The following is a 23,177-nucleotide window of genomic DNA, read 5'->3' on the forward strand; positions in this document are numbered from 1 at the left end:
GCTGTTCCTCCTCATTATAGATGCATATTCAATTTAAATAATGTCCAGCGGCATCTTGCGGGTCGGCGGCGGAAATGCCTCGTCGAGCTGCTGCAGATCATCTTTGGATAATTGAATGGCGGCTGCTTCCGCATTTGCCCGTACGTGCTGTTCCTGGCCGGCTTTCGGAATCGAAATGACCCGTCCGGAGCGGAGCGTCCAGGCGAGCGCGATCTGCAATGGGGTTACTTCATGTTTCGCAGCAATTTCTGTAACTGTTTTATTCGTCGTCAATTCCCGGCGAAGCGAACCGCCCTGCGCAAGCGGACTGTATGCCATGATCGGAATTTCCTGGTCCAGATGCCACGGCAGCAGATCATATTCAATGCCCCGGGAGCCGAGATGATACAGTACTTGGTTGACTGCGCAATTGCGTCCGTTCGGCACTTGGATCAATTCCTCCATGTCTTCCGTGTCGAAATTCGACACGCCCCATCGTTTGATCTTGCCGGCTTCCCGCAATTTCTCCATGCCCGCCACAGTCTCGGCGAGCGGAACGCGGCCGCGCCAATGCAGCAGATACAAATCCAGGTAATCCGTCCCGAGCCGCTCCAGGCTGCGGTCGCACGCCCGTTCGATATCGCCTTTCCCGGCGTTATGCGGATACACTTTTGAGACGAGATAGACTTCATCGCGTCTGCCTTTGATCGCTTCGCCCACCAGTTTTTCAGATTTTCCTTCGCCATACATTTCTGCCGTATCAATGATTTTCATGCCGAGATCCAATCCGGAACGGAGGGCGTTTATTTCCTGATCCCGGGTCGCCGGCTGATCTCCGATATGCCACGTTCCCTGTCCAATGGCGGGCAGACGGGGTCCGAATGGAATCGTCACGGTCTGTTCCTGAAGTGCTTCACGAATTTCTGAGGTGTCCAAAAGATCGCTTCCTTTCTTCGGTATATGTACGTGCTTGGTTGTCTTTTCCCTTCATAACCGGTTCGTCAAACGGAAGCTGTTACATCCGCTTTTTTGTATCCCTGTGTCAGAAACAATCTGAATCGTTTCTGACACAGGGACCGATCTAATATTCCTGAATTTAAGTATCCAGTTTAGTCCTTCCGTGCTACTATATTGGAAATAAGGTTAGTCGAAAGGAAGAAAAACGAAAGATATGATGAACCCTTCAGCGATTCAGTCCAGCCGGGAGAATGTGTATTTTGTGTTTAGCCTGATTGTCAGCATCCTCATTTATGTAGCAGCGGCAGTGTCCATTTTCGGTATTGCCATTGCGCTCGGTGTGTTTGTTCTGTTGCTTTTTGTTAATGCGATGATGTTGGGTTCGATCCGGGGGAACGGCATACGGATTCACGAGCGTCAGTTTCCGGATGTGTATGCCCGGGTTCTGGCGCTATCGAAGGAAATGGGAATCAAAAAAGTGCCGGATGTGTTCGTGATCCAGTCTGAAGGGGCATTGAATGCATTTGCGACCCGCTTTTTCGGGCGTGATATGGTGGTTTTGTATTCAGAAGTGTTCGAACTGGCCCGGGAAGAAGGGCAGGAAGAACTGGACTTTATCCTCGCTCATGAACTGGCTCACATAAAACGCCGCCATGTTTGGAAGAATCTTCTCTTGCTGCCCGCGGCATTCGTTCCGTTTTTAAGTCAGGCGTACAGCCGGTCATGCGAGTATACCTGTGACCGGCATGCCGCTTATGTGATTCAGAATCCGGCAGCGGCGAAACGGGCGCTGACACTTTTGGGCATCGGCAAGAAAATGTATCGCGAAGTGAATGAAGACGCGTACCTGGAGCAGATTCAGACGGAGTCGAACGGTATTGTCTGGTACAGCGAAGTCATGTCGACACATCCGAACCTGCCGAAACGGATCCAGGCGATCGGGCAGTTTGTAGACAGCGGCGTGCGATTGTATAAACCCGATCAAAGTAAAATCGCCCTTGGCGCGGTTGCGCTGTTCGTCACAGGAACGATTGTGTATTTCTTCAGTATCGGCCTGTTCGCCGGTGCCGGTGTGGTTTACTCCCAATTATTGCCGAACGCATTTTCTGAAGGCTGGTCGGAAGATTATGTGATCGAAGGAGAGACCGCATTGATGACTGCTGCAATGGACGGCGACCCGATCGGCGTGGAACAGGCGCTCGCAGACGGGGAAGACCTTTATGCAGTTGACTCGGAAGGTTCTGATGCCCTCATGTATGCTGTTTATTCCGGAAATCCGGATGTGATCCAATTGCTGATCGATGCGGGAGCGGACGTCAACACATCAGACGATTATTCAAGTGCGTTGATGATTGCGGTCATGTACGAAGACTATGCCTCTGCACGATTGCTGGTGGAAAACGGAGCTGACCCCCACTTGATGGATGCAGACGGCATGACGCCGATGGAGTATGTGGGCGCAGCATCCGCTGAGGAATTCGAAGAAATGCTGAAAGCGAATTAATAGCACTAAATGAACTGCAGCTGACACCGGTCAGCTGCAGTTTTTTCATTAGAAGAGGGCATGAAAAGTCTTGATCCCGGGCATAGTATTAATAATTGAGCATCCACAAAAATTTGATGCTTTTGATAAATTACTCAGCACTATTGCCTTATGGCATGTTTTCCTTTGCAGGACAGTATACAGCAATTAATTTCTATTCAAATGAGGAGAAAGAAGTCAGGAGGGAGATCATGAGTGCCGGGAAGCTAGTCAGCATTATTGTGCCGGTCTACAATGCAGCGCATTATTTGCCGCTATGCATTGAGAGTATTTTAGCTCAGTCCTATCAAAACGTGGAGTTGATTTTAGTCAATGATGGATCATCGGATGGAAGCGGGGAATTATGTGAGGTCTATGCAAAAAAAGATCATCGTGTCCGGGTGATTCATCAGCGTAATGCCGGTCCCTCCGTCGCCAGAAACTGCGGCATCGCCGCAGCAACAGGGGATTACCTCCAATTCGTCGATTCGGATGACACCATCGATCCGGACATGACGGAGCGGCTCGTGCAGGCGATGGATGGCTCGCAGCTTGTGATATGCGGCTATTATAAACTTCAGGTACAGGATGATGGAATGAGGCAGGCAAAGCGTTTTTGCATAGTTCCGGCCCGTGAATTGACAAAAGCGGAGTTTCTGAAGCATTTCGGCGAGCTGTATCCCCATAATTTCATCCACTACACGTGGAATAAACTCTACAAGGCGTCAGTCATTCAGCAGGCTGGCCTGACATTCGATACGGCTGTGGATTGGGGCGAGGACTTGCTGTTCAATCTGGCGTATATCGAACGATGCGATCAAATTCATACCGTGGAGGATGCTCTCTATTACTATCTTGATTCGAATGCCGGGTCGATCACGAGCAGCTACCGACCGAATTTATTCCATACAATGAAGATGCTGCAGGGAAGCGTCCGGGAATTTCTGAAACGGAACGATGCATACAGCGGCAAGAACAAGGAGTTATTCGAACAATTCTGCGCAGCCCGGATTCTTGCCGGGTTCTGGAACCTGTTCCATCCGGCCAGTCCGCTCGATGCCGAACGGAAGAAGAAACAAATCGCCGAAATCATGCGGGATGAGCGGGTGCACCGGAACCTGGATTATTTCAGGACCGGGAATTTTGATGAACGGCTCGTCGGTGTCATGATCGAATGGCAGTCCGTCGATCTGTTGTATACGTATTATTCATTAAAAGGCCTTTGGAAAAAACGGCGGGAACCGAAAGGGCAGAAGTGGATATCCTGATGAATCCGCAGTAAACTGAAAAAAAGTTTTGGCCCCCGTATCTTTTCTTCCCGCTCAACCGTTTAAAGGGCAGTGCGGAAGAAGCGGATGAAAGGAGTGATGAATGTGCAGAGTGAACTTCGTACGTTAAGAGATGAAAAACACGACCAGCCCGCTGAGCGCCTGGAAGCGCAGCTCCATGAACTGTATCCGAAACTCCGGCGCTATTGCCGGTTCTTGACCCGGAATACCAGCGACTGGGAAGACATTGCGCAGGAGACACTAGCAAAAGCCTGGCAGCAATACCGGTATCAGCCGCAAGTGACGGCCGCCTTGCTCAATAAAATTGCGCATAATGTCTGGATCGATACCGTACGGAAGCGCAGCCGGGAACTGCTTGAAGAAATGCCGGGTGAGTCGCATCCGGAAACTTCCCGCATCGATGACCACTTGGAAGCGGTGCAGCAGCTGATGAACCGGCTGACGCCAAAACAGGCGGTGGTGTTCGCGTTGAAAGAAGGCTTCCGTTTTCAGCTGTCTGAAATCGCGGAACTGCTTAACACTTCCGAGCCTGCCGTGAAGGCGGCGATCCACCGGGCGAAGCAGCGGCTCGCTGCTGAAGAAACAGATACAGTGAATCCATTGATCGAGCAATATTGGGAAACGGCCGATCATCAGGAGATCGAGCGGATTCTCCAAGAAGCGTTCCGGACCCAGGATCCGACCATCCTGATCGGTGCGATTCCGTCCATCCGGTCGCTTGCGAAAGACACCGGGCCGGTCTGCTCTGTGCATGGCATTCATCACGCCCGCCGCTCTTCAGCCACCGTCTATCTGGCGGCTTAATCTGAAGCGGGGAGGAACAGTCCATGAGCGTTATTCCATATGTCATCGAACAATCAGCCCAAGGAGAACGGTCCTACGATATTTATTCGCGGCTGTTAAAAGACCGGATCATCATGATCGGTGAAGAAATCAATGAAGTGGTGGCAAACAGCGTCGTCGCCCAATTGCTGTTTTTGGAAGCGGATGACCCTGATAAGGACATTTCAGTTTATATTAATTCACCGGGCGGAAGCACGACCGCCGGCTTCGCCATCTTCGATACCATGCAGTACATCAAGCCGGATGTCCGGACCATCTGCACCGGAATGGCGGCATCATTCGGCGCCATGCTGCTCCTTGCCGGCACCAAAGGAAAGCGGCATGCCTTGCCGAACAGCGAAATCATGATCCATCAGCCGCTTGGTGGCGTGCAGGGCCAGGCGACCGAAATCGAAATCTCCGCCAAGCGGATCCTGAAACTCCGGGAACACATCAACCACATCATTTCCGACCGCACCGGCCAGCCGATCGAGCGGGTGGCCAAAGACACCGACCGGGATTTCTTTATGAGCGCGGACGAAGCGAAGGAATACGGGATTATTGACGATGTGATCAATTGAAGAAGCTCTTTTGCCATGAACCTTATGTTCATGGCATTTTTTTATGAGGGTGAGGATTGTCATGGATTCTTAAAATATACTCAGCTGTTCTTAAAGATCACTCAACCGATTTTAAAACACACTCAGCCAATCTTAAAGTGCACTTACTTGAGTTTAATCGTCACTCATCCTGATTTGTACAATCAATTCTATAAAATTATGATTGTTTTCAGTGTTTGCTTTCTCATTCTGGAGGAGATGTATTCTGAGAGGGACATAAATCTTAAAGTGAACCTAGCTGTTCTTAAAGATCACTCAACCGATTTTAAAACGCACTCAGCCAATCTTAATGATCACTCAGCCAATCTTAACGTGCACTTACTTGTGTTTAATCGCCACTCATCCTGATTTGTAGAATAAGTACCATAAAATTATCCTCAAACTCCGTTGCTTTGTTAAGCAATGCTCTTAAATCTTTTAATTAATAAAAAAGAACACTTGTTCTGTGTTATGATAGAATTAACTGATAATTGAATTGGCACTCAAAGGAGGAATACGGGATGAACGAAGCGAAAATGAGATGGATTGAACAGCAGGCATTAATGCGGTACCGGGAACAGGAGCAGGCAGAACAGGAAACAAGCGAAGTGCTGGATGCGGAAAAACTGGAAAAGCTGCAGGTACGCAGCAGTGTGATTAATGCATACGACCGGCTGGCGGCCGAGCGCATTATCGACCACAGTGATTTTCTGCCGATCGCTTATTTGGAGGCAGGAGTTGCTGCAAGCCGGGCGGTGTGCCGGATTGTCCTGATGAATGGAAAAGGAGAGATTCAAGGCTACGGGACAGGCTTTTTGATTTCACCATCCCTAATCATGACGAATAATCATGTGCTTGAAACACCGACAGATGCCTTGTACGCAGTGGCCGAGTTCAATTTTGAAGACGACGTGGAATTCCAGCCGCGTGAAATCGTCAGTTTCCGATTGGAGCCGGATCGCCTGTTCGTCACTGATGAACACCTCGACTTCACCATCGTAGCCGCGCGGGATACCGCATCAAATGGCGTAAGACTTGCGGAATTCGGCTATTTGCCATTGCTGTCTCCGGCTGGAAAAGTGCTCGAAGGGGAATATGTATCGATCATCCAGCATCCGAAAGGCGGACCGAAAGTGGTGACGCTGCGGGAAAATGAAGTGGTGTTTCTGTCGCCTGATTTTATTCATTACGTAAGTGACACGGAACCCGGTTCCTCGGGTTCACCGGTGTTCAACGATCAATGGGTGGTCGTCGCGCTGCACCACGCCGGCGTGCCGGACCCTGAAATTCCCGGTGAATGGATTGCCAATGAAGGCATCCGGATCAGCTCCATTTTGCGTTTCCTGCAGAATCAAGTGGACCCGCATCCGCTGTTGGAAAAATTGCTGGCGGCAGCAGCTATTCCTGATGCGGCCCCGCTGGAAGTCGGCACGCTCGATGCCGGCTGGTATGAGAATGTTTCCGGATACGATCCGGCGTTCCTGGGGAAAACGAATGAAGTCCCATTGCCGACAATTGCAGCGGAAATGGAGGAAGACATCGCCCGGACAAAAGAAGACCAGGACGTATTGGATTATGCCCATTTCTCCATCATGATGAGCAAATCAAGGCGCCTTGCGTTCTATACAGCGGTTAATATTGATGGCAATCAACTCGTGCATGTAAAGCGTGGCAACGATAAATGGTATTTCGATCCCCGCCTCAGTGAAGAATATCAGTCAGGGCCAGCATTGTATGCACGGAATGACTTGGACCGGGGGCATTTGACGAGACGGCAGGATCCGAATTGGGGAATTGACGCGGTCAAAGCGAATGCGCACACATTCCATTTTACGAATTGTGCGCCGCAACACAAAAATCTTAACCAAAAGACGTGGCTGAAACTGGAAGACTATATTTTGCGCAATGCGGATGTGCATGATCTGAAAGCGACAGTGTTCACGGGACCGGTGTTCCGGGAAGACGATCTGCTGTACCGGGGCGAGTTCCGGATTCCGGCTGAATTTTGGAAAGTGGCGGTTATTGTAAAAAAGGATGGCACATTATCAGCCACTGCTTACCTGCAGACGCAGAGAAATTTGCTGGATGATCTGGAATTTACGTACGGCGAGTTCCGGACATACCAGGTGCCGGTTAACGAAATCACCAAATTGACCGGACTGGATTTTGATGACCTTTTCGTTTATGATCCGCTGAACGGTCTGGAATCGGCAGGTGCGATGTTAATTGAAAATCCGGGAGATGTACGTCTATAGTTAATTGAACAGCCGAAACGGCGGTTGAGGCAGGACTTCAACCGTCGCCTGCCGAATAGAGAGCTATTAAGGATTATAGTTGGAGGAATCAAATATGGTACCTCAGCGAGTAAGTCTCATTACAATCGGTGCATCCGACCTGCCAGTCCTTCGGTCGTTTTACAAGCGGCTCGGATGGAAAGAGACGGAATCCAGTTCAGATACGTATGCGGTATTTAAAACAGCAGGCGTCATCCTTTCCCTGTTCCCGATTGAAGAACTGGCGAAAGATGCAGAAGTGGCGATCACACCTGATGCATCCAGTTTCCGGGGCGTTGCCTTTGCCATTAATGTCGGCAGCCCTGAAGAAGTGGATCAGGCGATTGAAGACATCCGGCGCGCCCGGGGAAACATCTTGAGGGAACCAAGTGATGCGTTTTGGGGTGGACGGACCGCTTATTTTGCAGACCCGGAGAACAACTTGTGGGAAGTGGCCTGGAACCCGGATTCCGTCTTTGACGAACGAGGGGCGATGCTTTCATTTTGAGTGACAGCACCTCTCTGAAGAAATCAAGCAAGAGAAAGGAGCACGCCCGATGTGAATGAAAAATTCCCGTTATCAAAAGATATCCGATTGGTATTCAAGCATGACCCGCCCGGCCAGTGGCTGCCGAAACTTCCACCCGGCTGCATCAAACTGAGTGCGGGTTACCCCGCACCGGAACTTACACCTTCTCAAGAATTGAAGGAAGCGGTCGCCCGGCTTCTCGACGAGGAAGGCGACGCGCCGCTCCAATATATCGGCAGTCCCCGGACGCCGGAACTGAAGCAGTACATACGAAAGCGAATGGCCGTGCGCGGCATGGAAACCGCAGCGGATGAACTTCTGGTTACGGCTGGAGCCTGTCAGGCGATCGACCTTATCGCCCGCATCCTCTTGGATGAAGAGGCGCTCGTGGTGATCGAGTCGCCGACGTATATGGAAGCCTTGGAGATTTTCCAGAACTATACGGAGCAGTACCTGTCCATTCCGATCGATGAAAACGGGCTGGATACCGACAGGTTGGAACAGGTTTTGCTGGACAGGCAGCGGGCAGGCCAGGCGTTGCCGCGCGTTCTATACACCATTCCGTCCTTCCAGAATCCGACCGGCACTGTCATGTCATTGGACCGGCGCAAGCACTTATTACGGCTTGCGGGGGATTTCGATTTTTTAATTATCGAAGACGATGCCTACGGCGAGCTTGCTTTCGAAGAGCGGCCGGTACCCTTGAAAGCAATGGACGCGGATAACCGGGTAATCTATGTGGGTTCCTTATCGAAAGTCGTCGCACCCGGAATGCGGATCGGCTGGGTGGCAGGAGCAGAAGAACTTATCACGTTACTATCGTGGTTTAAGAAAGACTTAGGGCATCCATTCGGCGAAGCCACCATGGCGGCATTCCTCGAGAAAACAAATTTCGCTGATCGTGTCGATCGGTTGTCTGGCGCCTATAAGGAAAAAAGTGAAGCAATGACAGCGGCATTAAAAAAACATTTTCCTGAATCTGCTTCCTGGTACACCCCGGACGGCGGGTACTTCGTTTGGGTCCATGTGCCGGGCATTGATGCGGCGGCGTTGCTGCAAACAGCACTTGATGCCGGTGTATCCTATGTCCCGGGCAAGTATTTCTTCTTAGACGAGAGGGAAGGCAGGGAATTCCTGCGGCTGTCGTTCAGTTATGTGAATGAAACAGAGATTGAAGAGGGGATCCGGCTATTGGGGAAGGTAGTCAGCGAACTAAAGTAAATATGCATATAAAAAAAGCCGGACCTGGAAAATTTCCAAGTTCGGCTTTTCTGTATTCTCTTAGGCAGTAACTTCTTTCGTTTTCCGGGAAACCTGCCGGCGCTTCCGCCCCATGGCGTTGACAATCACCACGCCGCCGATTGCGATGACGCCGCCAAGCATTGACAAGCCGGTCGGCAGTTCATGCAGCCACAGCCAGGCGACAATAATGGCGACTGCCGGTTCCAAATAAATCAGACTTGATACGGAACTCGCACTCGCAGTAGAGAGGGCGGTCGCCCACGTTACATAGGCAATCGCCGCTGGGAAGATGCCGACATATACTGTGGCAAGATGCGCTTCAATGGTTGCCTGCTGCAGCGCATCGATAAGTCCTGGTGAAAAGATGAGGAACGGCAAGGTGCCGGCCCACGTAAAGTAGGCAGTCAGCTCAATCGCCGTGTAGCGGGTGAGCAGCGGCTTTTGGAATACGAAAAAAATCGATGCCGCACAAGCTGCCATTAATACCAGAAATGCGCCGCCGGTCAACGTGAGAGAAGCTCCTTCTGCACCGAGAGCAATGAATGTAATGCCGACAAATCCGATCGCCATGCCGAGCCAGCCAAGTTTTGTCAACCGCTCCTTTAAGATGACGGAGGCAATGAATGCCGTGAAAATCGGCCCGGAGCCGACGAGCATGCCGGCTGTGCCTGCGGAGATGGTCTCCATTCCGAACGTCACGAAAATATGGTAGACGCTGATGCCGATAAACCCGAGGATGAGAATTCGCAGCACATCATCAGGCCGCGGCAGCCGGAATTTCGTGCCCGGCCACACCGCATAAATGAAAAATAACGCCGAAGCTACGAGAAACCGCACAAGCACATTATGACCGGAATCATAACCGCCCTGCAGGCTGACGCGGATGGCCGCAAAGGAGGAGCCCCAAATCAGGACAGAAAATAATGCGAGTGAAAAAGCTTTTGCATTCAAGGTATCGCCTCCAATAAAAACAAACAGCTTTTATTATACGCCGTAACGGGTAAAAAGTCTGTAAGGGGAGTGCATTTCGTTGAAACTCCCATCATCGGAGGAATCATCAAGCGCAGAAAGGAGTGGAAACCAGCATGAATAGATGGAAGGCAGCGAAACTGGTACCGGCCGTTTCTCTCGCTCTCTTAGCGGCAGGCTGTGCGGAGGATCCTGAAATACCAGATACGGAAGAGCCAGCCGAGCGCACGGTGGAAACGGATCTGGCACAGAGTTCGATTACCTATGATGGCGAAGAGTATGTATTCGACCGTATTGTGCCGGTTGAAGACATCGATCAGGAACAGCTTGTGGAAACAGGTGAAGTGACGGACGAAGAAGATAACACGCTGATCGGTGCAGAGATTCTCTCGTATGAAGCAGACGGCAGTTTGTTTATCGTCGATGATACCGGCCCGGTGGACGAATGGCTCAAGTACACAGCGGAATAGGACTAAGGCTGTAGATACCAAAAGCCGCCTTCCGAATGGGAGAGGCGGCTTTTCTGCTTCAATCCGCCTTACTGGGTCTGTTTTTGGGACCGTTGACGGATCTCCGATTCTTTCTGCCGTTTTACACCATTTCATTTCTTGCGCTCGCCATTTTTGTCCTTGCCTTCAGACGATTAGAGAAGCGTAAATGGCTCCCGGCTATATTCATCGCTGTATCAGGAGTTTTCCTGCTGTATATGGTGCTGCTGAATTCGCTCTGGGGGAAGGATGTAAGTTTCATTTATTGAAAAAAAGTAAAGGACATAGAAGGAGTTTACAGAAAGAGGTAGAATATTTGGATAAAGGGAAAGTTCCGGCTCCAATTGGATAAATGACAACGCTTCAATGGATACGGATGCCCTTGGCTAATTACTTCCGAGAAGGAGAGGATTACATAATGCATGATTACATCCTGTTCTATTGCAAAGGTGTCAACAAACACTGCTCGGCACGGATTAAAGCCCCCAGTATTCGCGATGCAACAACCTTGGCTGTTACGCGATTGAACAGCATGACCGCTTCTGATCCACTGAAAATCGAACATGGATTCATCGGAATTACGCCACTGAACCGGCTGGAAGAGTGGAGCGACTAGCTGCTGATTCTTGGAACATAGAGCGAGCCATCACTGGAACGGATCCAGTGATGGCTCTTTTGGTTTAACCGAGACTTTCACACGCCAATCCGTCGTTATCATTGCCATCCAATCGGTGGCGGTCTCCATCGCCGGCGGCTTCCATGAAGGCTTGGGCAGCAGCTTGAGAGGAAAAATCACCGCAGTCCCGGTCCGGACCGGCGGGGTCGTATTCCAAATTCCCGCCTGGTGCCGTTTCCGGTTCAGGTTCCGCTTCTTCCGGTTCCGGCTCAGGCTCCGGTTCTGTTTCTTCGTAATGAAACCCGTGGTCGTGATCGACATGGGCGTACCCTGGAATCGACCAGACGCCGATGTCGGCATCGATTGCTTTTTGCTGGGCTGCATGGAATGCATCAAGCATCGATAAGTCGTTATAAAGATACGCCGTGGCGGCGAGTCCGTTTTCCAGCAGCTTTTCCTGGATGGTCTCGTCACCGATGAAGACGTATGCCAGCATGCGGTCATATTTATCGCGTTCTTCCGCGCCGACTTCGATCCGGACTTCTTGCCCTTCTAACATGTCTTTCACAAATTGTGAAGCTTCGGGTCCGAAGGGCTGAACCGGTTCGCTCGGATGGACGGTCTCCGGTGTATCAACAAGCAGCAGCCGGACAGTTTCCGTTGTGCCGTTCATCGATACTTCCAGCGTATCGCCATCGACGACACGGGTCACGGTTGCGTTGGGAGCGTTCGCTTGCCGTGCTTCTTCTGCGGCAGCTGCGGCTTTTGCTTCCTGTTCCGCCTGCTCTTTTGCTGCCGCTTCTGCGGCGATCCGTTCTTCTTCCGCCGCTGCCTCAGCTGCTGCTTGCTCTTCTGCTTCTTTAGCTAAGCGTTCTTCCTCTGCTTTTTTTGCAGCAGCTTCCGCTTCCGCTTCCGCCTGTTCTTCTGCAATCCGTTCCACTTCTTCCACAGCTGCTTGTTCACCGGTTTCCGGCTGCTCAGCAGCTTCCGCTGTCTCGTCGGTTTCTTCAACTTCTTCCGTTTCCTCGATTTCCTGCTCCGCCGCGGCTGGTTCCGGTTCTGCTTCTTCGACGGCACCCGCCACATCATCTACCGCAATGTCCGATTCGGCAGGTGCTTCCATGAACATCGTCAGAACAGGAAGCAGCACCAGTGAAATCACAAAGACAAGGCTGGCGATCTTCCGGTTGGGAATTCCGGCGGATCGTAATCTGCCTTTGATCAACGCGATAAAAGACAGCGGTATTGCCAGCAGGGCAAGGAAAAACAGCAGCCCGGGTAAGCCGCCTTGGGTTAATGCAGTAATCGCGAATACAGCGATAACGAAATAAACAATGACTGCGATTATCTTTTTCCACCATATGTTGGACCGGAATCCCGGAATTTTCCGGAATCCATTGCGTGAGTCGTTCTGATTGCGCATGTAAGTGCCTCCCGTCTTTTTAAGTTACGGTCACTACAGCATTGGACTTGCAACTGCTTCTTTTCCATCAAAATAAGTGATAGTTTTCATTAATTATGACAGAATTTAGTAAGTGAAAGTACCCTTTCTGGTTAAGTCTTGTAAATGGCATGTTTTGTTTGGGTGAAATCAAATAGGAATTCGGCAGTCGGCACGCAACTGTATATGAATGAACATTCCCGTCGAGTAAGCGATAATAGCGTAAAAAGACGTTTTCAAGCGACACTGGTGCAGGTCTCGTTGAAAACGTCTTTTTCTTTAAACAGTAGTTCGAGAAGCCGCAGTCCAGCGGTTCACTCCAGACTATTCCAAGAACTCTTTCTAACTTACATACTGCTGAATGACATCTTTAATTTTTTCCGCCCTATACGTTACTTTCTGTTCACTTGCGAGCGTCGGATAGCGTGACCCGCGTTGCAGATAGTCAAAGCTTGCAACTCTATACCATGTTTCTTCAGTAAGAGGCATGCCATTGACCAAAATGATTTGAACTTCCTTTCCGTTATGGACAATTTCTGCACCGGATACGTGGAGCCGGCCGACGAATTTGCCCTCGGAATCTAGGTCCTCTGCCGTCAGCGAGGCACACTTGTGGAGCAAGTTAATTGATCAGTGCATCTGCGTATGCAAAATTACTGAAATTGTTATGGGTAACCCTTATACGTAAGAAGTAAAGTCTCATTGGCTTCCCTCGATTTTTTGTTTTCTTAATCGTTAAAATAAACTCTCAATATTCGAAGTGAAGAAGACGTTTCTACAAATTTAATACTTTAGCATGTTAAGAGTGGGAATAAAAAGAATGTGATTTTCCTGATTTTTGAGTAAAATAGAAGTGCATGGTATCTTGCTAGACAAATAAATAATATAGATATTTAAGAAGGGGTGAATAGTTTGTCTGGACAGTATGAAAGTAAATATACTTCAAATCAATATACTTTTTCACAGCTTTCTGGCAGGGTAAAGGTACCAACATTCCAGAGAAGGCTTGTATGGAGTACAGCACAAAGACATGAATTTATTGAAACCCTAAACATGGGGTACCCATTTGGGTCTGTACTCATTTATAAATATGAATCTCGTGATGAAGTGACGCTCATAGACGGTTTGCAACGATTTTCGACAATTTTAGATTATCAAAAACATCCTGAAAATTATATAGCAACTGAAGGCTTTGAGGAGAAATTGCTAAAAATTATATCTTCTAGGTTATCCGATAGCGATAAAAAGGATGTAAAAGCTTTAAGAAAGATCAAAAAGCAATTAAATGTTCATGTAAAAGAAACTCTCTCAAATAAGGATCGGAAGTCTACTTTTTTAAGTAACGCTATTAAGTCTGACGATTTATTAAAGGGTTATTATGATTCTACTATGGTAGAAGAAATAATAGAGTTACAAGATTTAATAGAAGAAACAAAAGAGAATTTTTTGAAAGTCGATCAGATTTTGATACCTACTATAGAGTTTTTAGGTGATGTTTCAGAGCTAGCAAAAGTGTTTGAAAACCTCAATAAAGGAGGTAAAAAATTAACTAAATATCAAGTATTTGCTGCTCAATGGTATAATGATGTAATTGAATTAAATGATAAAAAATATAATAGCTTAGTATTAGAAGAAGTAATAAAGAGATATGAGACTTTAAACAAAAATAGAGAAATTAAGATAGAGAAATTTTCTTCTGAGAAAATGAGAGAAGAAAGATCTATTAACTTATCAGAGTTTTGTTATGCTTTAGGAAAAATCATAATTAACTCCTCTCCAGTTTTTTATTCAGACAGAAATTCAAGCCAAGTTGAAGACTTAGCAGATGAACTAGGCTATTCTACTCTTGGCGTAATTCTTGGAATTGATAATCGAAGGCTCTATACTATTCAGAATCAAATTTATATAATTAATAGTCCGGATTTTATTGAAGATTTAGTGGGAAAAATTATATTCATTTACGGACAAATTAATACTCATTTTGAAAAATACTTGTCTCGTCCTCATACTGAAAAAAAGTACGAGAACAAAAAGATCAGTAATTTTAAATTTTTATCTTACTTCGCTGATTTATGGTCTGGAAATTTTCAAATTGCGGATGGAACAGTAAAAGGTTCAACGAATGGAGCTAGCGCCAAGTTCTCTAATACTCTCAAAAATTTCATTTATTTCTATATTTTTGATGCTTTGCGAGGTAATTGGGGGAACGCTGGAGACGCGCGACTAAACTCATTTTATCTTAATAGCAAAACATACGAAATTAAACTTTCAAAAGATTCATTGGAAGATGAATTAAACAACTGGTGGGAAGAACGTACAGTCTTTGGAAGTATCAACTTTGACGATATGTCAAAACTTTTATACACGGTGCTTCAAAGCTTCTACAAAGATAGATATGTGCAGGGAAGAGATTACGAATACGAGCACATAATAGTGAAAAAGAAGGTTGAAGACAAATATAAAGAGCTTAATATACCTGCAGGTACTTTGGGTAATATGATGTTTTTAGAGAAATCATGGAACAGAAGGAAAAAAGACATCAATTTGTATGATGCAGAGTTAGAAACTGGCCAGTTAACGCAGGAATTCATTGATAATAATTTATATCCCACACAATCCAATATTGTGGTTGCTGAGAAAGATCTTTCTAATAATAATGCCGCCATGGCTAACAGATTGATCAAGGAAAGAGGAAAGAGTTTAATAGATTTACTCCTTTTTGAATTATACAAATAAGAGTATTAGTGTGAGATATGAGGTTAGTGAAAAAGTTCCTTCAGCGAGCATAGCTGAAGGAACTTTTTTTAAACAAAAAAGGACAAGTCGTATAATACTATTGAAAATACTGAGCAAGTATAATAAATGGCACTACTTGGTCTATGGAACGGGCAATATTGAACGGTGTCATGATGTTGAGAGAGATTAGATTGCATCCTTATCCTTTGTGGTTCTTAAAAAATCATTCTTTAAACTCAATGAAGAAAATAAAATGGTAACAGTGAAATGACGGAATGATACGTATAAGCAGTTAGCAGTTCACGAACAGTTGAGTGCAAGCAACACTTGGAAGAACGGTGCTATTCGAGAGAGTAGAGGACCTGGATATGAGCATCATATTAAAAATGATTAGTGAAGAAGGCAAGTTTACTTATAAAGTAGTTCACCGTTTGAAGCAACGCTTAAGAGTTGTTTGATGGTGGAGTTACTAATCAAACGATGGATGTAATTGCCGCGGAGCGGACAGAGAGTTGACCATTGATGGGTGGGTTGCCAAGTGACTTACTTTGGGCAAAATAGTTGAGGCTAAATAAGTGAAAAATATCCATGAATAGCCAGGATCCTACCAAAGTACCATTCCCTTTGCATGTGAATGCGGTCACCGCTGAAGGAATGCGCCGCCTGTTTGATTGGGGAGACGCAGCCATCACGCATCCGTTCCTGATCGTTCGGGTATTCTGGAATTCGCTGGCTGAACAGATCGGCTGCCTGTATAGGGCGTTCGGCTGGCATTTATATATCAACCCGCACCGGGAAGACAGAATCGATTCATTCAAACGGCCGGCGCAATGGCTGCAATTATTGCTGGATCATCGGAAATTCAATTGAACCGGGTATTCCGGGAATTATGAGAGGTTATCCGGCTGCTTGGGGAATAGTCCGATTCGCTTCTTTCGTTTCTTATACTGCTGTCGCGATCGGATATGGCAGCATACTGGAGAAAAATAACCGGATTAAGTCCTTGTCACTGGACCGGCACAGGGCTACGATAAAGAAAATAAGCAGAAAAGGGCTGGTATGATGATAGGCAGAAATGATCCGTGTCCTTGTGGGAGCGGCAAGAAATATAAGAAATGCTGCGGACAGGAACAAGTGGTGGATCTCCAAGGAGTGATTGATGCGGAGCTGGAACGAATCATCGAGCAGTTTGCGGAGGAGGGGTTGGAGCCGAAAGCGTACGATGAAATGACCCGCCGCCATCGCAAATGGCAGAATGCGCTTGCGGACGTATTTGACGACCAGCTCATTGAGCTGCTGGCATTTGAATCGTTCTTTTTCATGGACAGGGGCGATTTATGGAAAGACTATATCAAAAAGCAGAAGAAGCGCCAGAGACGCCAGCGGGTGACGGATGTACTGACGGTTTGGGAACAGCCGTTTTACCTCCTTGGTAAAATCCTTCGAAAACAGGATGGTGTATTCTTAATTGAAGATGTGGTCAGCGGAAAAAGCTATGAGCTGTCCGGCGATGAACAGGCGGACTCCGGGGACTGGATATTCGGTATTGCGTTGGAAGACCCACGGAAAGGCGAAGGGGGACTTCAGCCGACAAACAGCCTCATCTTCATCCCGAAATTCCGGGAGGCCGTTGCAGAGACGCTGGCAGCTAAACTTGAGCAAGGCGTTGATGATTCGCTCGATCTGTATCTTTCTTTTGGAGAGCATTTGCACCTTCCCGAACTGCCGGAACTGCAGGAAAATGCGCTTAGCATGGTCGTCGGGTTCGCCGCTGATAAAAAACTGAATGACCAAGCGATCGGGATGATGGCTCACTCTTTTCTTCTGGAAATGCCAATGAACGCAAGGAAAGCGGAAGGCGTTGCAGCGGGTATTCTGCAGGCATTCAATGAAATCGGCTTTTTTGACGAATACAGGATAACGCAGCAGGAATTGGCCCGGCATTTCGGCGTGTCAGTCGCTTCCCTGGCGAAATACCGGGAACAGATGCTGGATTATTTGTACGAGAAATTCGAAGAATGGCAATCTGAAACCGGGCAGCAGTCCCCGGCGATCATCCAGGAAATGGGCACTGACCCGCGGGCAACAGAGCGGCATCTATGGGAAATGCTGTGCCGCTCGTTGCATGCGGATGTTTCCTCGCCTGAAGAGTTGGAACGGATGATGCAGCAAGAGATGAACAAGGAATATAAACCGCAAAGTGACAAGGAACAGGCCCAGCAATGGTGCTATATGGCTTATGGAACGGAGGGGGCTGAACGTCACCGTCTCGCCGGACAGGCATTCAAATTAGATCCTAAAAACACGGACGCGAATCTGCTGTTAGCCGAGTATGAACCAGATCCGCTCCAAAAACGGCTGTATTATTTGCAGGCACTTAATACAGGCTACCGGAATTTCGATGCGGAATTCGATCCTGCCTGGTCATACGTGGCAAACCGTCCGCTGCTTCGTGCACTTTTCTCGTACGGCGCCTGGCTGATGACACAAGGGGATTACCCGACGGCAGTCGAACAATTCGAAGATTTGCTGGATAAAAATCCTGCCGACCACCAAGGAGCAAAATGGCTACTGCTCAGTGCCTATCTGCATGCCGGTCAATGGGAAGAAGCCGATGACTTCATCGTGGATTTTGATGAGTTGGAAGAAACAACGCTGGACTTCTACTTTGATTGGCTTTTTGATCTGCATGATGGGCATGTCACTCCTGTTGAATTACGGACAATGAAAAAGGAAGCGAAAGAACTGAATCCATATGTGGTGAAGTTGATTAAAGCAGGCAGGAATCCGGGCGCTTTTCCAAAGAAACTGAACCTGCAGCCGGGAAATGAAGATGAGGCACAGCTTGTTTACTGGCTGATTCATGATCTTCCGGAAATTAAGGCATTTGTTTGAAGGTCTGCAACTTTCAATAAAAGATTAGAGCAAGCAGTCAGCAGCGCCAACCGGTTTGCGGTATGAGGCGGGACCGCTTTTTGTCGTTTTTGAAATTCATTAAAAGGGATCGCATAGCCATGGAATGGGTATAGTATAAAGATGGAAAACAAAACGAAAGAGAGGGGATACTTATGACACAGAGACAGGAAACAACCAAGATCGGCTGGCAGTTTGATAATAGTTACACCCGTCTCCCGGAATCCTTTTTCTCGAAAATGAACGTGAATCCGGTGCGCGCACCGGAGTTGATCATAGTAAACGAGGAACTCGCGGGATCGCTTGGGCTGGACCCGGAGGCTTTGCAGAGCGAGGAAGGAATCGCTGTCCTTGCGGGCAATGAAGTGCCGGAAGGCGGGGAACCCATTGCGCAAGCCTACGCCGGACATCAATTCGGCAATTTCACGATGCTTGGCGATGGACGGGCTATCCTGCTCGGTGAACAGATTACCTCGACCGGCGACCGGATGGACATTCAGCTGAAAGGAGCCGGGCGGACGCCTTATTCCCGCGGCGGCGACGGACGGGCGGCACTCGGGCCGATGCTGCGCGAGTATATCATCAGCGAGGCGATGCATGCGCTCGGCATCCCGACGACCCGCAGTCTGGCAGTCGTTTATACAGGTGAGACCATCCAGCGGGAATCTGCGCGGCCGGGTGCCATCCTGACCCGGGTAGCGTCGAGTCATTTGCGCGTCGGCACGTTCCAGTATGCGAGGGGCCGGGATGATATTGAGAATCTCCGGGTGCTTGCGGACTATGCCATTGATCGGCATTATCCCGAATTGAAAGACAAGGATGAGAAGTACCTGGAGCTGTTCCGGGCAGTGATGAAACGCCAGGCGGCACTTATCGCAAAGTGGCAGCTCGTCGGGTTTATCCACGGGGTCATGAATACAGATAATATGGCCATCAGCGGAGAGACGATCGACTACGGCCCGTGCGCGTTCATGGATGCTTATGATCCGGCGACCGTATTCAGTTCAATCGATGTGCAGGGCCGCTATGCCTATGGCAACCAGCCAATGATCGGCGGTTGGAACTTAGCGCGGTTTGCGGAAACCCTGTTGCCGCTCTTAGGTGACGACCAGGACAAAGCAATCGCACGCATCCAGGAAGAGCTGTCGACATACATCAAGTTGTACGAGACGAATTGGCTCGAAGGCATGCGGGCAAAACTCGGTTTATTTACAAAAGAAGCGGAAGATGAAGTGCTCGCTGATGATCTCCTGGCCATCATGCAGGACCAGGGAGCGGATTTCACGAACACGTTCCGCGCCTTGACGTACGAGGAAGCGGACAAGCCGGATATTTTCGGAACAACTGCTTTCAAGGAATGGCAGGCGCGCTGGCATGATCGGCTGAAGCGGCAGGAAGAATCGGAGGAAGCCGTGAGCGAACTCATGCGCAATAGCAACCCGGCTGTCATTCCGCGGAATCATAAAGTGGAAGAAGCACTGGCAGCAGCTGTGGAACAAGGAGATTTCGGGCCGTTGGATAAATTGCTGACGGTGCTGGAAGATCCATATAACCGCACGCCGAAGCAGGCGGACTATATTGCGCCTGCCCCGACCGATAAACCGTATCAGACATATTGCGGTACGTAATAATTACAAAAAGCACCCGGGTATACCGGGTGCTTTTTGTCTATTCCCATAATCTTGTGACGCAATGTGCTGAATCAATGGATTCCTTGCACAACTCAGAAGAGCTAGGGCATTTATTAAGACGAAATGCCTTGTTAGGCGTTTTTTTCGGTTCGGCTTTCATAGGCTGCGAGCGCTTCCCGGATTTTCTCTGCGATCAAATTCCACGCCTGCTCCGCTTTTTCTTTTGGACCCTGGTGGGTAAAGGCATGATAACAGCCTTCAAAGATCTCATCATGAACTTCTATCCCGGCTGCTCTTAATTTCTCCGCATAAAATTCCCCTTCGGTTCTAAACGCATCATGCTCGGCGATGAGCATGAGAGCAGGGGCTAAACTATTCCCGACATTAGCAAGAACGGGCGAAGCGAGCGGATTTTCCGCTTGGTGCTTCTCAGGCACGTAACACATATTCAAAAAATTCGCGACTTGCGGGAATTGGGCGCGCAGCCATTTCGGTTCTGGTTTCTCCGCGTGCGGTGTGACGAAATCGAGCATCGGATAAGACAATACTTGCAGGAGGGGCTGATTGTCCTGCTTCTCTTCGAGGTAGAGACAGAGGGCGGCTGCGATGTTAGCGCCTGAACTTTGACCGCCTACCATGATTCTTTCCGGGTCAATATTCAAATCTTCAGCTCTTCCTTTCATCCAATGGAGAATCTCATAACCTTGCTGAATCGCATTTGGAAAAGGGTATTCAGGCGCTCTGACATATCCGATATTCAGAACGACACACCCTGTTTCATTGGCCAGGAAACGGCAATAAGGATCATCCATTTTCTTGTCATTCATGATGAATGCGCCTCCGTGAAAATTGACATAGACAGGCAGCTTTTCCTGGCCGGCGTTCAATGGATAATAAAAGGATATATAGGTGGGTTTAACAGACGTATCAACTAAAAAATCTTTTTTCGTTTCGATTGGCAGCAAGGGGACCATCGTCGTTTTTTCTGCTTCATTGGGTAAAAGCCGCAGTAACCTTGCAACGATTGTTTTAAACAAAAGGGAATTAATCATAAGGGACCTCGCTTTTTTCAATCATTCTATCCATAACGCCGGTAAATAGTCAATCGCTGCAAACCCCATGCGCTGCTGAAGGCATATGACCGGCAAAGGCCGATGACTGTCGCATCTCTAAGACAGCTGTTTCGATCTTCATTGTACCACAACGTTGTACAAAGGTGTTACGTAGTTGTATAATGTCGTTAACTTGAACGCTGCCTGTCCATTGCATTTTAGGCATGGAAGAGAAACGGCTTGAAGATGCGAGGTATGTCATACTCCTATAGAATAGCTAGTAAGGGATATGGGTAAAGGTATGCTTATAGCTTGTTTTCTGTCAGAAACTGACTTTGGTACAACGCTGACGTACAGAAAAAAGAAACGGGACAGAAAACCGATGCGATTGTCCATCCGCAATGGGCTATGTGGCCAAAGAAAAATGACACAGATTAAAGCTGCTGTCAGCAATTGCTTTTAACTTACGGAAAGGTGTTGTTGAAAATGATTGGAAGCAAAAAAGTGTTGATTATCGGTGGAGGGCTTGGCGGTATATCCGCCGCAATTTCCCTTGCGCAGCGCGGATATAAAGTTTCCCTGTTCGAAAAAAATAACTACATCGGCGGGAAGTTGAACCGGCTCGAACAGGACGGATTCGGCTTTGATTTGGGACCTTCCATTCTGACGATGCCGAAGATTTTCGCGAAATTATTCGAAGACAGCGGAAAACGCATGGAGGATTACGTGCCGATCATCCCTTTGGATCATCAATGGCGTTCCTTTTTTCCTGATGGCAATATTATCGATCTGTACCAGAACTTGCGGGAAATGGAAGCGAAAAATCCGTCACTGGACAAGCGGGATATGCGCGAATATGCAAACCTGCTGAAATACTCCAAAAAGCTTTATGATATGACTGAAAAGGGGTATTTTGCCCAGGGGCTGGACAGCGCGGAAGAACTTACGCAGTATCACGGGGCGATCAATGCCCTGAAGAATTTCGATCTTTTTTCAACCGTACATAGCGCTATCGATAAACGGATCAGCAATACGCAATTCCAGGATATGCTTTCCTACTTTATTAAATATGTTGGTTCCTCTCCTTACGATGCGCCTGCTGTTCTTAATATGATGATTTATATGCAGCATGACCAAGGCGTCTGGTATGTGCCCGGCGGGATGAACCGGTTGGCTGATGCGCTCGTGCGACTGGCTGAAGAAGTCGGCGTCAATATCTACACGGGAGTGGGTGTTGCCCGCCTCTACAAGGAGAAAGGCAAGATCGCTGGCGCGTTATTGGAGGACGGGGCAAAGGTGGCGGCGGATTATTACATCTCCAATATGGAAGTCATTCCGCTTTATGAAAAGTTGCTTGATGAAAAGAAGGGGTATGTTAAAAAACTGAAAAAGAAATTCGAGCCCGCGAGTTCCGGTCTCGTGATGCATCTCGGCGTCAAAAAAAGTTACCCGCAGTTGGCACATCATAATTTTTTCTTCGCAGAAGACATGAAAAAACAGATGAATACGATTTTTCACCGTCATGAGCTGCCCGATGATCCGGTCATTTACTTGGTCAATCCCAATAAAACCGATCCAACGACGGCGCCGCCCGGATATGAAAATTTAAAAGTACTCCCGCATATTCCGTATGTTCAGGATGAACCGTTCACGCAAGAGGAGTATGAGCGATTCGCGGAGAAAGTCCTGATCAAATTGGAACGAATGGGTCTTGAAGATTTGCGGGAAAACATCGTGACGCAGGATATATGGACGCCTGAAGATATTCAGCGGGTGTACGGCTCTGACCGCGGCGCGATTTACGGAACGCTGTCGGACCGTTCGAAAAATAAAGGATTCAAGCACCCGAAACAAAGTGAACGCTACGATAATTTGTATTTTGTCGGGGGAACAGTCAATCCGGGTGGCGGGATGCCGATGGTCACCTTGAGCGGCCAGCAGGTCGGAAGAAAGATTGTTGAAAGGGATATGCAGCAAGGCAAATGAGGAATGGTTTCTGCTGCGTTTTGATTGGATTGAAGAACTCGCTTTAGGTGGACGCTTTCAAGCCCAAAGGAAGTGGGTCATGCAGCTGACGCGGCGGAACGTCCACTGTCAGCTGCCGGGGCGGTCCATGAGC

Annotated in this window: 19 protein-coding genes; 14 read left to right on the forward strand and 5 right to left on the reverse strand. The window is 48.2% G+C overall.

Annotated elements, in window-relative coordinates:
• Window positions 1-33 precede the first annotated feature (33 nt).
• Window positions 34-915: an aldo/keto reductase gene (locus B0X71_RS03760; RefSeq protein WP_269750096.1), complete on the reverse strand. Its 882-nt coding sequence runs from the start codon at window positions 913-915 to the stop codon at window positions 34-36.
• 235 nt (window positions 916-1,150) lie between these two features.
• Between B0X71_RS03760 and B0X71_RS03765 the strand changes: the two genes are divergently transcribed.
• The 7 genes from B0X71_RS03765 to B0X71_RS03800 all read left to right on the forward strand — a co-directional run bounded on the left by B0X71_RS03765 (window position 1,151) and on the right by B0X71_RS03800 (window position 9,191).
• Complete coding sequence (locus tag B0X71_RS03765; RefSeq protein WP_232336779.1) at window positions 1,151-2,440, forward strand: M48 family metallopeptidase; 1,290 nt, start codon at window positions 1,151-1,153, stop codon at window positions 2,438-2,440.
• A 230-nt stretch (window positions 2,441-2,670) separates the two neighbouring features.
• Window positions 2,671-3,726, forward strand: coding sequence for a glycosyltransferase (locus B0X71_RS03770; RefSeq protein ID WP_198038681.1), 1,056 nt, complete (start codon window positions 2,671-2,673; stop codon window positions 3,724-3,726).
• A gap of 105 nt (window positions 3,727-3,831) precedes the next feature.
• A complete protein-coding gene (locus tag B0X71_RS03775) occupies window positions 3,832-4,551 on the forward strand; it encodes a sigma-70 family RNA polymerase sigma factor (RefSeq protein WP_198038682.1) in 720 nt (239 codons plus the stop codon).
• Between the two features lie 23 nt (window positions 4,552-4,574).
• Window positions 4,575-5,150, forward strand: a complete 576-nt coding sequence (gene clpP, locus B0X71_RS03780) for an ATP-dependent Clp endopeptidase proteolytic subunit ClpP (protein ID WP_077588193.1) — start codon at window positions 4,575-4,577, stop codon at window positions 5,148-5,150.
• A gap of 539 nt (window positions 5,151-5,689) precedes the next feature.
• Window positions 5,690-7,423 (forward strand): DNA/RNA non-specific endonuclease, encoded by a 1,734-nt coding sequence (locus tag B0X71_RS03790; protein ID WP_077588195.1) that lies wholly within the window; start codon window positions 5,690-5,692, stop codon window positions 7,421-7,423.
• A 94-nt stretch (window positions 7,424-7,517) separates the two neighbouring features.
• Complete coding sequence (locus tag B0X71_RS03795; RefSeq protein WP_077588196.1) at window positions 7,518-7,949, forward strand: VOC family protein; 432 nt, start codon at window positions 7,518-7,520, stop codon at window positions 7,947-7,949.
• Window positions 7,950-8,000: 51 nt separating this feature from the next.
• Window positions 8,001-9,191, forward strand: a complete 1,191-nt coding sequence (locus tag B0X71_RS03800) for an aminotransferase-like domain-containing protein (RefSeq protein WP_077588197.1) — start codon at window positions 8,001-8,003, stop codon at window positions 9,189-9,191.
• 60 nt (window positions 9,192-9,251) lie between these two features.
• Here the strand turns inward: B0X71_RS03800 and B0X71_RS03805 are convergent, their stop codons facing one another.
• On the reverse strand, window positions 9,252-10,163 hold the full coding sequence (locus tag B0X71_RS03805; RefSeq protein ID WP_077588198.1) for a DMT family transporter: 912 nt from the start codon (window positions 10,161-10,163) through the stop codon (window positions 9,252-9,254).
• 134 nt (window positions 10,164-10,297) lie between these two features.
• Between B0X71_RS03805 and B0X71_RS03810 the strand changes: the two genes are divergently transcribed.
• Window positions 10,298-10,651, forward strand: a complete 354-nt coding sequence (locus B0X71_RS03810) for a hypothetical protein (protein WP_077588199.1) — start codon at window positions 10,298-10,300, stop codon at window positions 10,649-10,651.
• A gap of 436 nt (window positions 10,652-11,087) precedes the next feature.
• Window positions 11,088-11,285: a hypothetical protein gene (locus B0X71_RS03820; protein ID WP_077588201.1), complete on the forward strand. Its 198-nt coding sequence runs from the start codon at window positions 11,088-11,090 to the stop codon at window positions 11,283-11,285.
• A gap of 64 nt (window positions 11,286-11,349) precedes the next feature.
• Here the strand turns inward: B0X71_RS03820 and B0X71_RS03825 are convergent, their stop codons facing one another.
• Both B0X71_RS03825 and B0X71_RS03830 read right to left on the reverse strand, forming a co-directional pair.
• Window positions 11,350-12,708 (reverse strand): thermonuclease family protein, encoded by a 1,359-nt coding sequence (locus B0X71_RS03825; RefSeq protein ID WP_077588202.1) that lies wholly within the window; start codon window positions 12,706-12,708, stop codon window positions 11,350-11,352.
• 360 nt (window positions 12,709-13,068) lie between these two features.
• Complete coding sequence (locus B0X71_RS03830) at window positions 13,069-13,347, reverse strand: hypothetical protein (protein ID WP_077588203.1); 279 nt, start codon at window positions 13,345-13,347, stop codon at window positions 13,069-13,071.
• 291 nt (window positions 13,348-13,638) lie between these two features.
• Between B0X71_RS03830 and B0X71_RS03835 the strand changes: the two genes are divergently transcribed.
• The 4 genes from B0X71_RS03835 (at window position 13,639) to B0X71_RS03850 (ending at window position 20,003) form a co-directional block, all read left to right on the forward strand.
• Window positions 13,639-15,462 (forward strand): DUF262 domain-containing protein, encoded by a 1,824-nt coding sequence (locus tag B0X71_RS03835; protein ID WP_198038683.1) that lies wholly within the window; start codon window positions 13,639-13,641, stop codon window positions 15,460-15,462.
• Window positions 15,463-16,050: 588 nt separating this feature from the next.
• A complete protein-coding gene (locus tag B0X71_RS03840; protein ID WP_077588205.1) occupies window positions 16,051-16,332 on the forward strand; it encodes a hypothetical protein in 282 nt (93 codons plus the stop codon).
• Window positions 16,333-16,521: 189 nt separating this feature from the next.
• The gene (locus B0X71_RS03845) at window positions 16,522-18,357 is read left to right on the forward strand and encodes a tetratricopeptide repeat protein (protein ID WP_077588206.1); all 1,836 of its coding nucleotides are present in this window, start codon (window positions 16,522-16,524) and stop codon (window positions 18,355-18,357) included.
• A 173-nt stretch (window positions 18,358-18,530) separates the two neighbouring features.
• Complete coding sequence (locus tag B0X71_RS03850) at window positions 18,531-20,003, forward strand: protein adenylyltransferase SelO (RefSeq protein ID WP_077588207.1); 1,473 nt, start codon at window positions 18,531-18,533, stop codon at window positions 20,001-20,003.
• A gap of 134 nt (window positions 20,004-20,137) precedes the next feature.
• On the opposite strand, the gene B0X71_RS03855 is transcribed toward B0X71_RS03850, so the two are convergent.
• Window positions 20,138-21,058, reverse strand: coding sequence for an alpha/beta hydrolase (locus B0X71_RS03855; protein ID WP_077588208.1), 921 nt, complete (start codon window positions 21,056-21,058; stop codon window positions 20,138-20,140).
• Between the two features lie 486 nt (window positions 21,059-21,544).
• On the opposite strand from B0X71_RS03855, the gene B0X71_RS03860 reads away from it, so the two are divergent.
• On the forward strand, window positions 21,545-23,044 hold the full coding sequence (locus B0X71_RS03860; protein ID WP_077588209.1) for a phytoene desaturase family protein: 1,500 nt from the start codon (window positions 21,545-21,547) through the stop codon (window positions 23,042-23,044).
• Window positions 23,045-23,177 lie beyond the last annotated feature (133 nt).

The organism is Planococcus lenghuensis (assembly GCF_001999905.1).
Taxonomy (GTDB): Bacteria; Bacillota; Bacilli; order Bacillales_A; family Planococcaceae; genus Indiicoccus; species Indiicoccus lenghuensis.

Bases quoted from the DNA above. Each gene is read 5' to 3' on its own strand.
- B0X71_RS03765 (WP_232336779.1), top strand. From the start codon at position 1,151: ATGATGAACCCTTCAGCGATTCAGTCCAGCCGGGAGAATGTGTATTTT.
- B0X71_RS03770 (WP_198038681.1), top strand. From the start codon at position 2,671: ATGAGTGCCGGGAAGCTAGTCAGCATTATTGTGCCGGTCTACAATGCA.
- clpP (WP_077588193.1), top strand. From the start codon at position 4,575: ATGAGCGTTATTCCATATGTCATCGAACAATCAGCCCAAGGAGAACGG.
- B0X71_RS03790 (WP_077588195.1), top strand. From the start codon at position 5,690: ATGAACGAAGCGAAAATGAGATGGATTGAACAGCAGGCATTAATGCGG.
- B0X71_RS03795 (WP_077588196.1), top strand. From the start codon at position 7,518: ATGGTACCTCAGCGAGTAAGTCTCATTACAATCGGTGCATCCGACCTG.
- B0X71_RS03810 (WP_077588199.1), top strand. From the start codon at position 10,298: ATGAATAGATGGAAGGCAGCGAAACTGGTACCGGCCGTTTCTCTCGCT.
- B0X71_RS03820 (WP_077588201.1), top strand. From the start codon at position 11,088: ATGCATGATTACATCCTGTTCTATTGCAAAGGTGTCAACAAACACTGC.
- B0X71_RS03825 (WP_077588202.1), bottom strand. From the start codon at position 12,708: ATGCGCAATCAGAACGACTCACGCAATGGATTCCGGAAAATTCCGGGA.
- B0X71_RS03840 (WP_077588205.1), top strand. From the start codon at position 16,051: ATGAATAGCCAGGATCCTACCAAAGTACCATTCCCTTTGCATGTGAAT.
- B0X71_RS03845 (WP_077588206.1), top strand. From the start codon at position 16,522: ATGATGATAGGCAGAAATGATCCGTGTCCTTGTGGGAGCGGCAAGAAA.
- B0X71_RS03850 (WP_077588207.1), top strand. From the start codon at position 18,531: ATGACACAGAGACAGGAAACAACCAAGATCGGCTGGCAGTTTGATAAT.
- B0X71_RS03855 (WP_077588208.1), bottom strand. From the start codon at position 21,058: ATGATTAATTCCCTTTTGTTTAAAACAATCGTTGCAAGGTTACTGCGG.
- B0X71_RS03860 (WP_077588209.1), top strand. From the start codon at position 21,545: ATGATTGGAAGCAAAAAAGTGTTGATTATCGGTGGAGGGCTTGGCGGT.